This window comes from Microlunatus sagamiharensis, from assembly GCF_900105785.1.
GTDB classification, from domain to species: Bacteria; Actinomycetota; Actinomycetes; order Propionibacteriales; family Propionibacteriaceae; genus Microlunatus; species Microlunatus sagamiharensis.
This window is the reverse complement of sequence record NZ_LT629799.1, coordinates 4283901-4297490: the sequence shown is the minus strand read 5'-3', so window position 1 is coordinate 4297490 and position 13590 is coordinate 4283901. Positions and strand designations below refer to the sequence as shown.

12 protein-coding genes and 1 pseudogene are annotated in these 13590 nt (G+C 73.9%); 3 read left to right on the top strand and 10 right to left on the bottom strand.

The features are described from left to right. Positions 1–23 precede the first annotated feature (23 nt). From BLU42_RS19860 to BLU42_RS19845, 4 genes and pseudogenes are all read right to left on the bottom strand, one after another. A pseudogene (locus BLU42_RS19860) lies at positions 24–2575 on the bottom strand (ATP-dependent Clp protease ATP-binding subunit). Between the two features lie 311 nt (positions 2576–2886). Next, positions 2887–3234 carry a histone-like nucleoid-structuring protein Lsr2 gene (locus BLU42_RS19855; RefSeq protein WP_091078656.1) on the bottom strand — a complete coding sequence of 116 codons (348 nt, stop codon included), beginning with the start codon at positions 3232–3234 and terminating at the stop codon, positions 2887–2889. Positions 3235–3299: 65 nt separating this feature from the next. Continuing rightward, complete coding sequence (gene nadC, locus BLU42_RS19850) at positions 3300–4235, bottom strand: carboxylating nicotinate-nucleotide diphosphorylase (protein WP_091078652.1); 936 nt, start codon at positions 4233–4235, stop codon at positions 3300–3302. Continuing rightward, positions 4232–6001, bottom strand: a complete 1770-nt coding sequence (locus BLU42_RS19845; protein WP_091078649.1) for an L-aspartate oxidase — start codon at positions 5999–6001, stop codon at positions 4232–4234. The genes nadC and BLU42_RS19845 overlap by 4 nt, the downstream gene beginning before the upstream one ends. Before the next feature lie 7 nt (positions 6002–6008). Between BLU42_RS19845 and BLU42_RS19840 the strand changes: the two genes are divergently transcribed. Then, positions 6009–7040, top strand: a complete 1032-nt coding sequence (locus BLU42_RS19840; RefSeq protein ID WP_157720111.1) for an SAM-dependent methyltransferase — start codon at positions 6009–6011, stop codon at positions 7038–7040. Positions 7041–7065: 25 nt separating this feature from the next. Further along, complete coding sequence (locus BLU42_RS19835; protein WP_197680540.1) at positions 7066–8232, top strand: NADH-quinone oxidoreductase subunit D-related protein; 1167 nt, start codon at positions 7066–7068, stop codon at positions 8230–8232. Positions 8233–8266: 34 nt separating this feature from the next. On the opposite strand, the gene BLU42_RS19830 is transcribed toward BLU42_RS19835, so the two are convergent. The 5 genes from BLU42_RS19830 to folP form a co-directional block, all read right to left on the bottom strand. After that, on the bottom strand, positions 8267–8941 hold the full coding sequence (locus tag BLU42_RS19830; RefSeq protein ID WP_091078642.1) for a hypothetical protein: 675 nt from the start codon (positions 8939–8941) through the stop codon (positions 8267–8269). Between the two features lie 78 nt (positions 8942–9019). Then, positions 9020–9523 (bottom strand): DUF3180 domain-containing protein, encoded by a 504-nt coding sequence (locus BLU42_RS19825; RefSeq protein ID WP_091078639.1) that lies wholly within the window; start codon positions 9521–9523, stop codon positions 9020–9022. Between the two features lie 28 nt (positions 9524–9551). Next, the gene (gene folK / locus BLU42_RS19820) at positions 9552–10106 is read right to left on the bottom strand and encodes a 2-amino-4-hydroxy-6-hydroxymethyldihydropteridine diphosphokinase (protein WP_091078637.1); all 555 of its coding nucleotides are present in this window, start codon (positions 10104–10106) and stop codon (positions 9552–9554) included. Next, the gene (folB, locus tag BLU42_RS19815; protein ID WP_091078634.1) at positions 10103–10570 is read right to left on the bottom strand and encodes a dihydroneopterin aldolase; all 468 of its coding nucleotides are present in this window, start codon (positions 10568–10570) and stop codon (positions 10103–10105) included. Before folB ends, folK begins: the two co-directional genes overlap by 4 nt. Before the next feature lie 25 nt (positions 10571–10595). Then, positions 10596–11465 carry a dihydropteroate synthase gene (gene folP, locus BLU42_RS19810; protein WP_091078630.1) on the bottom strand — a complete coding sequence of 290 codons (870 nt, stop codon included), beginning with the start codon at positions 11463–11465 and terminating at the stop codon, positions 10596–10598. Between the two features lie 63 nt (positions 11466–11528). On the opposite strand from folP, the gene BLU42_RS19805 reads away from it, so the two are divergent. Then, positions 11529–12626 (top strand): neutral zinc metallopeptidase, encoded by a 1098-nt coding sequence (locus tag BLU42_RS19805; RefSeq protein WP_157720110.1) that lies wholly within the window; start codon positions 11529–11531, stop codon positions 12624–12626. A gap of 295 nt (positions 12627–12921) precedes the next feature. On the opposite strand, the gene folE is transcribed toward BLU42_RS19805, so the two are convergent. After that, positions 12922–13515: a GTP cyclohydrolase I FolE gene (gene folE / locus BLU42_RS19800; protein WP_091081145.1), complete on the bottom strand. Its 594-nt coding sequence runs from the start codon at positions 13513–13515 to the stop codon at positions 12922–12924. Positions 13516–13590 lie beyond the last annotated feature (75 nt).

Sequence of the window (13590 nt, the reverse complement as noted above, 5' to 3'; positions counted from 1 at the left end):
TCGGCTGGTCGATCAGGGGTGGCTCAGCCGTTGGCCTGCTGGCCGTCCGGCTCCTCGAACCCCTCGAGGCCGTTCTCGATGATGCCGTCGAACTCGACCGGCGGAGCGTCCGGCGTCTGGTCCCGCTTGTGCCCGGTGAAGGTGAACGGGTGCTCGGCACCGGGCTCGGCGACGTCGACGACGACGATCTCGCCCGGGTTGAGCTCGGAGAAGAGGATCTTCTCCGCCAGGATGTCCTCGACGTCGCGCTGGAGCGCACGACGCAGCGGACGGGCACCGAGGACCGGGTCGTAGCCGCGCTCCCCCACCAGCTGCTTGGCCGCCGGCGTGAGCTCGATGCCCATGTCGCGGTCCTTCAGGCGGGACTCGATCTGCGCGACCATCAGGTCGACGATCCGGACGATGTCCTCCTGCGTCAGCTGGCGGAACACCACGATCTCGTCGACGCGGTTCAGGAACTCGGGACGGAAGTGCTGCTTGAGCTCGTCCGCCACCTTGGCCTTCATCTTCTCGTACGACCCCTCGGTGTTGCTCGAGCCGCTGAAGCCGAGCGACACGCTCTTGGCGATGTCGCGCGTCCCCAGGTTGGTCGTCATGACGATGACGGTGTTCTTGAAGTCGACCACGCGGCCTTGGGCGTCGGTCAGACGACCCTCGTCCAGGATCTGCAGCAGCGAGTTGAAGATGTCCGGGTGGGCCTTCTCGACCTCGTCGAAGAGGACCACGCTGAACGGCTTGCGCCGCACCTTCTCGGTGAGCTGGCCGCCCTCCTCGTAGCCGACGTAGCCGGGAGGCGAGCCGAACAGCCGCGAGGCGGTGTGCTTCTCGGAGTACTCGCTCATGTCGAGCTGGATGAGCGCGTCCTCGTCGCCGAACAGGAACTCCGTCAGCGCCTTGGTGAGCTCGGTCTTGCCGACGCCCGAGGGCCCCGCGAAGATGAACGAGCCGCTCGGCCGCTTGGGGTCCTTCAGACCCGCCCGCGTACGCCGGATCGAGCGCGAGAGCGCCTTGACCGCGTCGTGCTGGCCGATGTAGCGCTTGCCCAGCTCCTGCTCCATGTGCAGCAGGCGAGCCGACTCCTCCTCGGTGAGCTTGAACACCGGGATGCCGGTGGCCGTGGACAGCACCTCGGCGATGATCTCCTCGTCCACCTCCGCCACGACGTCGAGGTCGCCGGACTTCCACTGCGCCTCGCGCTCGGCGCGGGCCGACAGCAGCTTCTTCTCGTCGTCGCGGAGACCCGCGGCGCGCTCGAAGTCCTGCGCGTCGATCGCCGCCTCCTTCTCGAGGCGGACGGCCGCGACCTTCTCGTCGAACTCGCGCAGGTCCGGCGGCGCCGTCATGCGACGGATCCGCAGGCGGGCGCCGGCCTCGTCGATCAGGTCGATCGCCTTGTCGGGCAGGAAGCGGTCCGAGATGTAGCGGTCGGCCATCTGCGCCGCGGCGACGAGCGCCTGGTCGGTGATGGTGATGCGGTGGTGCGCCTCGTAGCGGTCACGCAGCCCGCGGAGGATGTCGATCGTGTGGGCGATCGACGGCTCCGCGACCTGGATCGGCTGGAAGCGGCGCTCGAGCGCGGCGTCCTTCTCGACGTACTTGCGGTACTCGTCGAGGGTGGTCGCACCGATCGTCTGCAGCTCGCCGCGGGCCAGCATCGGCTTGAGGATGCTGGCGGCGTCGATGGCGCCCTCGGCGGCACCCGCACCCACCAGGGTGTGGATCTCGTCGATGAAGAGCACCACGTCGCCGCGGGTCTTGATCTCCTTGAGCACCTTCTTGAGGCGCTCCTCGAAGTCACCGCGGTAGCGGCTGCCGGCGACCAGGGCGCCGAGGTCGAGGGTGTAGATCTGCTTGTCGCGCAGCGTCTCGGGCACGTCGCCGCGCACGATGGCCTGCGACAGGCCCTCGACGACGGCGGTCTTGCCGACGCCCGGCTCACCGATCAGCACGGGGTTGTTCTTGGTGCGACGGCTCAGCACCGTCATCACCCGCTCGATCTCCTTCTCGCGGCCGATGACGGGGTCGAGCTTGTTCTCGCGCGCGGCCTGGGTCAGGTTGCGGCCGAACTGGTCGAGCACCATCGAGGACGACGGGGTCGAGCCCTGCTCGGGGCACCGGAGGTCGCGGCCTCCTTGCCCTGGAAACCGGAGAGCAGCTGCAGGACCTGGTTGCGCACGCGGTTGAGGTCGGCGCCCAGCTTGACGAGCACCTGGGCGGCAACACCCTCGCCCTCACGGATGAGGCCGAGAAGAATGTGCTCGGTGCCGATGTAGGAGTGGTTGATCTGCAGCGCCTCGCGCAGCGACAGCTCGAGGACCTTCTTGGCCCGCGGCGTGAACGGAATGTGCCCGCTCGGCGACTGCTGGCCGTGGCCGATGATCTCCTCGACCTTCTGGCGCACGGCCTCGAGGGAAATGCCGAGGGACTCCAGCGCCTTGGCGGCGACACCCTCGCCCTCGTGGATGAGGCCGAGCAGGATGTGCTCGGTCCCGATGTAGTTGTGGTTGAGCATGCGGGCTTCTTCTTGAGCCAGCACGACGACGCGACGCGCCCGGTCGGTGAACCTCTCGAACATGCTTACGGTGCTCCTCGCTCTTGCGGTGCGGACGCCGCTCTCACGGCTGCACTCCAGCACCACTCATGCTAGTCGGGAGGGCAGCCGCCGCAGGTGGTCCCGGATCTCGCGAACCACGCTCCGGCCCCCAGGGGGAGCCATCCGGCGTTCCGTGCACATGACAACGCTGTGACGAGGGGCTCCGATTCCGCCTGCGACAAGCGGATGTCGGTCATCGGAGCCGGACCGGCGCGGTGCGCGCCCCGGGCGAGGGGCGTTCGCCCAGGGCGCAACCGTCGCTGGATCTCCACCGGCGTGGAGGTCGCGCAGGCTCAGCCGTGCGCCTTCTCGTAGGCCTCGCGGACCTCGGCGGAGACGCGGCCGCGCGAGGAGACCTCGTAGCCGTTCTCCTGCGCCCAGGCGCGGATGTCGCTGGTGTTGGAGGCGCCCTCGGCGGCCGCAGCCCGCGGGGCGGGGGCCGAGCCGACGTTGCGCTTGCGGCGTCCACCGGTGCGGCGGGCCACGCCGACCCAGGGAGCGAGCGCGTCGCGCAGCTTTTCGTAGTTCTCGGTGGAGAGGTCGATCTCGTACTCCACGCCGTCCAGACCGAATTGCACCGTTTCGTCGGCCTTGCCGCCGTCGAGGTCGTCCTCGAGGATGTACTCCACCCGCTGTGCCATCTACTTTCCTTTCCTGGGGGGTTTCCTGACGCGAAGACGATAGCGCAGGAGGCACCCCCAGGAATTCACACGAGATCCATCGCGATATCGAGAATGGGCGCGGAATGCGTGATCGCGCCGACCGCGATGAAGTCCACACCGGTACGGGCCACAGAAACAGCGCTGGCCAATGTGAGCCCGCCACTCGCCTCGAATTCCGCGCGCCCCTTCAGCGCGGTCACGATCTCGCTCATGGCCGCCAGGCTCATGTTGTCGAGCAGCACGTCGGTGCAGCCCGCGCCGACCACGGCGTGGGCCTGCTCGGCGGTGGTCACCTCGACCTGGATCCACAGCTGTGGGAACATCGCCCGCACCCGCTCGTACGCCGGCACGACCCCGCCCGCGGCGAGCACGTGGTTGTCCTTGACCAGGGCGGCGTCGGCGAGCGACATGCGGTGGTTGACCCCTCCGCCGACGCGGACCGCGTACTTCTCGAGCATCCGCAGGCCGGGCGTGGTCTTGCGCGTGTCCCGCACCCGCGTCCCGGTCCCCTCGAGCGCGTCGACCCAGGCCCGCGTGGCCGTCGCCACCCCGGAGGTGAGGGTCAGCAGGTTGAGCGCGACCCGCTCGGCGGTCAGCAGCGCCCGCGTGCTGCCCTGCACGCGGACGAGCACGTCGCCGACCTCGACCGCGTCGCCGTCGGTCGCGAGCACCTCGACCGTCCAGCCGTCGCCGGCCGGCTCCGCGCCCTGCAGGACGACGGCCAGCACGTACGCGGCCACCGGCAGCCCGGCCACCACGCCCGGACGCCGCACGACGAACGCCCCGGTGGCGACCGCGTCGGCGTCGATGGTGGCGACCGAGGTGACGTCGACACCCTCCCCCGTCCCGGGCGGCAGCACGCCGCGCCCGCCGAGGTCCTCCCCGAGCGCCTCGGCCACGACCACCGCGAGCGCGGCCACGTCCAGCCCCGCCCCCGCGACGTACGCCTCGGCCTGCGCCAGGTCCCTGATGCCCGTCATGCCACCCTCTCCTCCGCGCCGACCTCGGTCAGCTCGTGCTCCAACCCGTCCTCGCCGAGGCGCACCACGAGGTGGCGCTGCCACTCCTCGCGGCGCTCGCCGAAGTCATCACGCCAGTGCGCGCCCCGGGACTCCTCGCGCACCCGCGCGGAGCCGAGCACGGCGGTGGCCACGCAGAGCAGGTTCGTCGCCTCCCACGCGGCCAGACCCGGCTGCTCGCTGCGCCGCCCGGCCAGCCGCTCGAGCTGGTCCGCCGCGCGGTCGAGACCGGCGCCGCCGCGCAGGCCGCCGCAGTCGCGGCTCATGGTGCGCTGCAGGGCCGGCACGACCGCGGGGTCGACGAGCCAGGCGTCCGGGCCCTCGCTGACGACCTCGAGCGGCTCGCGCTGCGGCGGCAGGTCGCGGCCGATGGCCTCGGCGATGCGGACCGCGAACACGAGTCCCTCGAGCAGGGAGTTCGAGGCGAGCCGGTTGGCGCCGTGGACGCCGGAGGAGGCGACCTCGCCGCAGGCGTAGAGCCCGTCGAGGTTCGTCGCGCCGTCCAGGTCGGTCTCGACGCCGCCGCAGAAGTAGTGGGCCGCGGGCGCGACCGGGATCAGGTCGGTCGTCGGGTCGATGCCGGCCTGGCGGCAGCTGTGCAGGATCGTCGGGAAGCGGACGCGCCACGTCTCCTCGCCGAGCGCCCGCCCGTCGACGTACACGTGGTCGGTGCCCTCCCGGGCCATCTCCTTCATGATCCCCTTGGCGACGACGTCGCGGGGCGCGAGCTCGGCGAGCTCGTGCTGGCCGACCATGAAGCGCTCGCCGGCGGAGTTCACGAGCAGGCCGCCCTCGCCGCGGACGGCCTCGCTGACCAGCGGCAGCTGGCCCCGGGCGCCCGTGCCGAGGAAGAGCACGGTCGGGTGGAACTGGATGAACTCCACGTCGCGCAGCCGCGCGCCGGCCCGGAGCGCTGCCGCCACCCCGTCGCCGGTCGAGACCGGTGGGTTGGTGGTGACGGCGTAGATCTGGCCGATGCCGCCGGTCGCCAGCACCGTCGCGCGGGCGCGCACCGCGCCGACGCCCTGGCGGGTGCCCTCGCCGAGGACGTGCAGCGTGACGCCGGCGACGGCGGGCCGGCCGTCGTCCGTGCGCGCGGGCAGCAGGTCCAGCACGAGCGCCTGCTCGACGATCTCGATGCCCGGGTCGGAGGTCACCGTGGCGACCAGGGCCCGCTCGATCTCCGCGCCGGTCGCATCACCGCCGGCGTGCGCGATGCGGTTGCGGTGGTGGCCACCCTCCCGCGTCAGCGCGAGGCGCCCGGCGGCGTCGAGGTCGAACTGCGTGCCCCGCTCGACCAGCGTCGCGACCTCGTCGGGCCCCTCGCGCACCAGGACGTCGACGGCGGCGGGCTCGCACAGGCCGGCCCCGGCGACGAGCGTGTCCGTGACGTGCTCGTCGACCGTGTCGCCCTCGGCCTGGACCGACGCGATGCCGCCCTGCGCCCAGCGGGTCGAGCCGGCGGCCACGACGTCCTTGGTGACGACCATGACCAGGCTGTCGGGGCCGAGCCGCTCGCGGCACTCGAGCGCCGCGGTGAGGCCAGCGACGCCGGAGCCGACGACCACGACGTCGACCTCGCGGACCCAGCCGGGTGGTTCGGCGGCGAGGCGGCGCGGCAGGGTCGGGAGCGGTCCGCCCTCGAGCCGCGGCAGCGGCGCCTCGACGGCGGTGGACGGGGTCCTCTCGGCGGGCGCGTCCTCGTGCCCGGCCGTCGTCGGCAGCATGGTGCCCATGATCGCTCACGGCACCGAACCCGGTCCCCGCGCGGGCGCGGCACGGACGCCGGCGGCCGGGCCGGGGTGGCGCCCCTGGCGCGAGGCGTGGGAGGAGGCCGCGTACGGAGACGCCGGCTTCTGGACCCGCGAGCGACCCCGGGACCACTTCTCGACCGGGGTGGGCGCCGGGACGCTGGTGGCGCGGGCGGTCGCCGCCCTCGCCCCCGCGGGCGTCACGGTCGTGGTCGACGTCGGGGCCGGTGACGGTTCGCTGCTGGCGGCGCTGGTGGACCTGCTGCCCGGCGTGGCCCTGGTCGGGGTCGACCGGCGCGAGCCCCCGCCCGGCCTGGACCCGCGGGTCGGCTGGTCCGTCGACCACTGGGACGTCGACGCCGGGCGCTGGCGCGGCGGCGGTCCGGGGCGCTGGTACGCACCGGGCGAGCGTCCCCTGCTCGTCGCCCACGAGTGGCTCGACGACCTGCCGGTGCCCGTGGTCGAGCGCGCGCCCGACGGCTGGCGCGAGGTCGAGGTGGACGCGGACGGCGACGAGCGGCCGGGCCACGCCGCGACGGGCGAGGACGCGGCCTGGCTCGAGCGCTGGTGGGACGTCGACCCCGTCCACGGCGACCGGGCGGAGGTCGGGCGCGCCCGTGACGCGGCCTGGGCGCACCTCGTGACCGCGGCCCTCGCGGCACCCGGGGGCCGGGCCCTGGCCGTCGACTACGGCCACCGCCGGTCCGAGCGGCCCGCCGGCGGGAGCCTGGTCGCGTACGCCCACGGGCGCCAGCGCCGACCCGTGCCGGACGGTTCCGTGAACCTGACCGCCGGCGTCGCCGTGGACGCCCTCGCCGCGGCGGGAGAGACCCAGGGCGCGGCGACGGTCCTGCTGCGACGCCAGTCCGAGCAGCTGGACCTCCTGCCCGACGAGGCGGGCACGGCGACCGGCGACCCGCTCGCCGCGCTCGTGCGGCGCTCCGAGCGGGCCGCGCTCACCGACCCCCGACGCTGGGGCGGGCTGTGGTGGCTCCTCCAGGGTCGGAGGACCTAGGCCGAGGCGCTCTAGCCTTGGGCGGGTGCCCACCCCCCTGCGCGTGCTCGTCGGCGCCCTCGGGCCGGGCGTGCTGCCCGTCGTCCCGGGGCCGGAGGGACCGCCGGCCGGCACGCTGCTGCTGGACCTCGGGCCCGAGCACCCCAGCGGCACCGGGCTCGTCGAGCTGCGGCTCTGGCTCGAGGACGACCGCGTCACGGAGGCCACGGTGGTGGTCGGGGCGCTGCACCGCGGGGTGGAGAAGCTCTTCGAGGTCCGCGACTACCGCCAGGTCCTGGTGCTGGCCGACCGGCACGACTGGCAGGCGCCCTTCGCCGCGGAGCTGACCGTCGCGCTGACCTGCGAGCAGATGCTGGGCCTCGAGGTCCCGCCGCGCGCCGTCTGGATGCGCACGCTCCTCGCCGAGCACACCCGGGTGCTCAGCCACCTGGGGTTCCTGGGCTGGGTCCCCACCCGGCTCGGCTCCGCCCCGCCGTCGGCGCTGCGCGAGTCGCTGCGCACGCAGCTGCAGCGCCTCACCGGCAACCGGGTGCACCCCATGGTCAACCGGGTCGGCGGCCTGGCCGCCGACGCCGACGACGCCTGGCTCGACGCCGAGGCGGCCGTGCTCGCGGACGTGCGCGCGAGCGCCGACCGGCTCGAAGAGCAGCTCGGCTCCGGGCCGCTGCGGGAGCTGACCGACGGGGTCGCCGTGCTCGGGCGCGAGGTCGTGGAGGCGTACGGCGTGACCGGCCCGGCCGCCCGGGCCGGGGGCCTCGACGTCGACCTGCGCCGCCAGCGGCCCTATCTCGCGTACGGGGAGCTGGCCGACCTGCTGCGCCCCCCGGCGGGGCGGGCGGGCGACGCGCACGCCCGGCTCGCGACGCTGGTGCACGAGCTGCGGGTGTCGGCCGACCTGGTCGCCGCGTGCGTCGAGCGGCTGCGCGTCACGCCCGGCGACGTCGCGGTGCGGCTGGGCAAGGTCGTGCGGCTGCCCGAGGGCGAGGCCTACGTGGCGACCGAGGCGCCGCTCGGGGTGTCCGGCGTCTTCCTCGTCTCCCGCGGGGAGAAGACGCCCTGGCGGCTCAAGCTGCGCACGCCCTCGTTCAACCACGTCTCCGTCCTCGAGCCGCTGCTGCGCGGCGTCCACGTCGACGCCCTCGAGGCGACCCTGGCCTCGATCGGCTACGTCGTCGGCGACATCGACAAATGATCAGGGGCGGGAGTCGCCGGTCCGGTCGCTCAGATCACACCGCGCGGCGGGAGCCTTCGTAGTTCGGGAGGACCATGGCGAGCTCGACCATCTGCGGGTCGAGAACCGGCTCGGGGGCGACGGCGTCCTCGACGGCGTCGGCCGGGCGCGAGCGGCGGGGCAGGTGGTGGACATCGGCGCCGGCGCGCTCGGACTCGCGGGCCTCGACCAGCGCGGCCTCCTGCTCGCGCAGGCTCGCGCGGAACAGCCCGATCAGCCCGTCGCGCTCCGCCACCTGCTCGGCCAGACCGTCGCGCTCGGTCGTGAGGACGCCGACCTCGCCACGCAGCTGGGCGATGACCGAGCGCTGCCCGGCGACGACCATCCCGGCGCTGCTGACCCGCTCGTTGAGGGCGTCGACGACCGCGGCGTTGCGCGTCCGCTCGGTGCGCAGGGTCTCGCCGTGGCGCTTGTCGACGACCAGGAGGCGCTGCGCGTGCAACCGGCGTGCGGAGGCGAGCTCGCGCCAGGCCAGCGCGACCGAGACGACCGTCGTGAGGACCGCGACGACCAGGCCGACGCGGACCAGCCAGAGCGGGCCGGCCGCGGCGGCCAGCGCGAGGACGCTGCCGCCGACGAGGACGGCCTGCGTCGCCCGGTGCAACCGGTCGACGGGCTGGCGCCGGGAGGCCCGGCCCGGACGTGCGGCGGTGGTCGCGGCGGCGGTCATGGAGAGGACCCTAGATCGGTTCGGGCCCGGGACCTGAGAGACACGCGTGGGCCGGTGCGGAACCGCCCCGCCCGGTGCTCAGAGCTCCTCGGGACGGCGCGTCCCGCGCTCCTCGTCGTCGTCCTGGGGCACCCGGCAGGCCCGTTCGAGCAGCAGCCCGGCGACCATGAGGCCGATGCCGCCGACGATCGCCACGAAGGACCGGACGACGCGCTCCCGCGGGCCCTCGGCGTCGAGGCTGGCGACGAAGGACAGGGCGTAGCCGAGGTAGCCGCCGGCCACCAGCGCCCCGCCGAGCGCCGACGCCTTGCCGAGCACGAGGAAGGCCACGGCGCGAGAAGGCTCCATCCGCTCCCGGCGCACCTGGATCTGCTGGTGCGTGCTCCGGGCGAGGGCACCGACGAGCGCGCCGACGACGATCAGCCCGACCGGGGCCGACCACGGGATCGAGGGCGGCACCAGGTCGAGCGCGGCCGTGGTGACGGCGAGGAGCCAGCCGGCCAGTCCGCCGAACAGCGCGGCGACGACCAGCGCGCGCCGGGGCGTGCTGGTGACCTGGTTGCCGCTGGGGGCCTCGCTCATGGGCGCGTGCTCGGGGAGTTCGCCGGGGTCAGTCGATCGACAGGTCGTCGCGGCGGGTGATGCCCGACGCGTCGACCTGCTCGGCGAGCACGGCGAGGGGGCCCTGCCCGGGCACCTCGCCCAAGGGGTCGACCGCGACCCAGGGGATGACGACGAAGCCGCGCTCCTGCGCGAGCGGGTGCGGCAGGCGCAGGTCCTCGCTGTCGACGACCGCAGAGCCGACCATGATCAGGTCGACGTCGAGCGTGCGCGGGGCCCAGTGGCCGGTGCGCTCGCGCCCGTACGCGTCCTCGATCGCCTGCGCCCGCTCGAGCAGCGTGCGGGGGTCGAGCGTCGTCTCGGCGACGACGACGAGGTTGAGGAAGTCCGGGCTGTCGTCGGGGCCGCCCACGGCCAGCGTCTCGTAGACCGGGGAGACGTCGACGACGATCACGTCGGGGGTGTCGCGGAGCGCGTCGACCGCGCCCTGCAGGTTGCCCAGCCGGTCGCCGAGGTTGGACCCGAGGGAGTAGACGACCTTGCGCAGCGGCTTCATCCCGCTCAGCGTGTCGGTGTCGATCGCGTGGGGGTTCGGGCTGGTCATGCACGGCTCCTTCTCAGCGTGACGGCCACGTCGGCGAAGGCGACGGAGATCGGGGCCTGGGGCTTGTGGACGGTCACCTCGACCTCGTCGACGCCGGGCTGGCGCAGGCACGTCCGGGCGACGCGCTCGGCGAGGGCCTCGATGAGGTTCAGCGGCTCACCCTCGACGTCGGCGACGACGGCCTCGGCGAGGACGCCGTAGTCGACGGTCCCGCGCAGGTCGTCGGTCGTGGACGCCGGCGCGAGGTCGAGGGAGAGGACGACGTCGACGACGAAGTCCTGGCCCTGCTCGCGCTCGAAGTCGTAGACGCCGTGGCGCCCGCGGGCGCGGAGCCCGGTCAGGACGACGCGGTCCCGCGGGGCGAGCGAGCTCGGAGGCCCGTCGCCGGAGGGGCCCCGGGGGGTGGACAGGTCGGACGCCGGCCAGTCGGCCGTCGGCTCCAGGTCGTTCGCGGCACTCGTCATCCCACCTCCTCAGGTGGGGTCGACCCTAGCCGACCGCCCCGGACGACCCCCGCTCAGCGGACAGCCGCGCGACGACCTCGACCGCGTCCCGGTTGGCCCGGACCGCGTGCACCCGGACGCCCCAGACGCCCCGCGCGGCCAGCAGCGCGGTGATCGCGACCGTCGCCTCGTCCCGGCCCTGCGGCTCGCGCGGCCGGTCGTCCGGCGCGGCCAGGAGGCTGCCGAGGAAGGACTTGCGCGACACCCCCACGAGCTGGGGCGCACCGAGCGCGGCCAGCTCGTCGAAGCGGTCGAGCAGCTGCCAGTTGTGCGCGCCGGTCTTGGCGAAGCCGAAGCCGGCGTCGAGCACCAGCGCGTCCTCGGCCACGCCCGCCGCCCGGGCCAGCGCCGCCTGCTCCCCCAGCTCGCGGGCCACGTCGGCCACCACGTCGTCGTACACGGCCCGGCCCTGCATCGTCCGCGCGTGCCCGCGCCAGTGCATGCAGACGTACGCCACCCCGAGCCGCCCGACCGTGGCCAGCATCGCGGGGTCGGCCCGGCCACCCGAGACGTCGTTGACCAGCCGTGCGCCCGCGCCGACGGCCGCCTCCGCGACCTCGGCGCGCATGGTGTCGACGCTCACGCAGGCGCCGGCCGCGACCAGCCCCTCCACCGTGGGCAGGACCCGGCGCAGCTCCTCCTCCGGGCTCGGGCGGACCGCCCCCGGACGGGTCGACTCGCCGCCGACGTCGACCACGTCGGCCCCCTCGGCGACCAGCGCGAGGCCGTGCGCGAGGGCGGCGTCGGGCGCGAACCAGGTGCCGCCGTCGGAGAAGGAGTCGGGGGTGACGTTGACCACGCCCATGACCAGGGTGCGACCCGGGGCGGGCAGGCCGGCCACCACCGGGAAGTCCATCCCGCAACCCTAGGGCGCGTCGCGGGCAGGCCCTCGAGGCGCCCGGATGTCTATGCTCGTGCGGTGCCGCCGCCCTCCGACGACCCCTGGGGCGACCCCGGACGAGGGCCCCGCCGGGCGGCGGAGGAGGTCCGCCCGCGCCGCTGGCCGATGGTCCTGGGGCTGGTCACGGCCCTGGTCCTGACCGGCGTGGTGGCGACGACCGTCGTGCTGACGGTCCGCACGAGCGGACGCGCCGTGCCCCTGGCCACCCCGAGCGCGACGGCCTCCAGCGCGCGCCCCGCGCCCGCCCCTGGTACGCAGGCACCCGTCAGCACCAGCCCGACCCCGACGCCCGCGCCGGTCACCCCCGCCCCGGGCACCACCGCACCGACCGCCGCACCGGCCGACCCGCTGCCGACGGCGTCCGACCTGCCGACCACGCCGCCGGGCCCGGACCGGAGCCTGCGGACCAACACCCTCTACAAGGTCGACCTCGGCTCGGTCTCGGTGGCCTGCGACCTCGAGGTGCGCCGGCCCAAGCCGCCGCTGCCCGACAAGAAGCTGCAGGGCTACCTGACCGACGTGGTCGGCTGCCTCACCAAGGTCTTCTCCGCGCCGCTCGCCGCGCGAGGCTTCACCCTCGTCGAGCCCAAGGTGAAGACGTACCACAAGCGCGTCGAGAGCCCCTGCGGTGACTTCGGCCAGTACGGCTCCCCCGCCTACTACTGCTCCACCACGCGCACCATCTACTGGCCCGACACCGTCGACGACGGCCGCGAGGCGTACACGTTCGCCCGGCTCGGCTACGTCGGCCTCGTCGCCCACGAGTTCGGCCACCACCTGCAGGCGACGACCGGGATGCTCTACGGCTACTCCGGGGAGTACAAGGAGGCGTCGGACAAGCAGGGCCTCGTCCTCAGCCGGCGCCTCGAGCTGCAGGCCCAGTGCTTCGAGGGCGTGTTCCTCCACGTGGTCCGCAAGGACCTCGACGTGAGTGCGAAGGACCGCGCCGAGCTCAAGTCGTGGCACAGCTACACCGGCGACGAGGACCCCCCGGACGACCGCAAGCCGGACCATGGAACGTCCAAGGCGCAGTTCGGTTGGCTCGAGCGCGGCCTCGACTCCGGGGACTTCTCCGACTGCAACACCTGGACGGCGTCGACGAAGTCGGTCACGTAGGTCGTCGTTCGGCTTCTTCTCGGTTCAGTTCGGCGCCGGGGGCCTCGGCAGGCGCTGCGCCGGACAACCATCCGCCCGGGCGCGTGATTCACGCTCGCCGTCGTACGCGGTCGCGCCCGGGCTCCCGCCAGACCCATCCACGTCCGGCGCCGCGCCCGCCGAGACCCCCTTCACCGTCGCGTCCTCTGCCCCTCGGCCTCGACCTCCGGCTCGCTTCGTCGGCGCTGACCCAGTGGTGCGGTCGGCTCATCCCTGGGTGGCTCGCGCTCGGAGCCTGGTGGGATCACGGGCAGTTCTACGACCTGATGAGGTGCATGGCCTCGGCCCGAGTGGTGGCGCTGGTCCTCAGGTGGCCTCGGACGGCGCTCGTGACGGTCTTGGAGCCGGGCTTGCGGACGCCGCGCATGGTCATGCAGAGGTGCTCGCACTCGACGACGACGATGACGCCGCGGGGCTTGAGGTAGCGCTCGAGGGCGTCGGCGATCTGGGTCGTCATGCGCTCCTGGACCTGCGGGCGCTTGGCGTAGACGTCGACGAGGCGGGCGAGCTTGGACAGGCCGGTGATGCGGCCGTCGAGGTTGGGCAGGTAGCCGATGTGGGCGACGCCGGTGAACGGCACGAGGTGGTGCTCGCAGCAGCTCCAGACCTCGATGTCCTTGACCAGGACGAGCTCGTCGTGACCGAGGTCGAAGGTCGTGGCCAGAACGTCCTGCGGGTCCTGCCGCAGCCCCGCGAACATCTCGGCGTACGCCCGCGCGACCCGCTCGGGGGTCTTGAGCAGGCCGTCGCGCTCGGGGTCCTCGCCGATGGCCGCGAGGATCTCGCGCACCGCCGCCGCGACGCGGGGCTCGTCCACGCCGGGCCGCTCGTCGGGCGGGGTCTCGTCCACCTCGCGGTCGAACTCGGGTGTGTCCAGGCTGCTCACGCCCCCATCCTCGCCGAGCCGCGAGAGGATGAGGCGTCG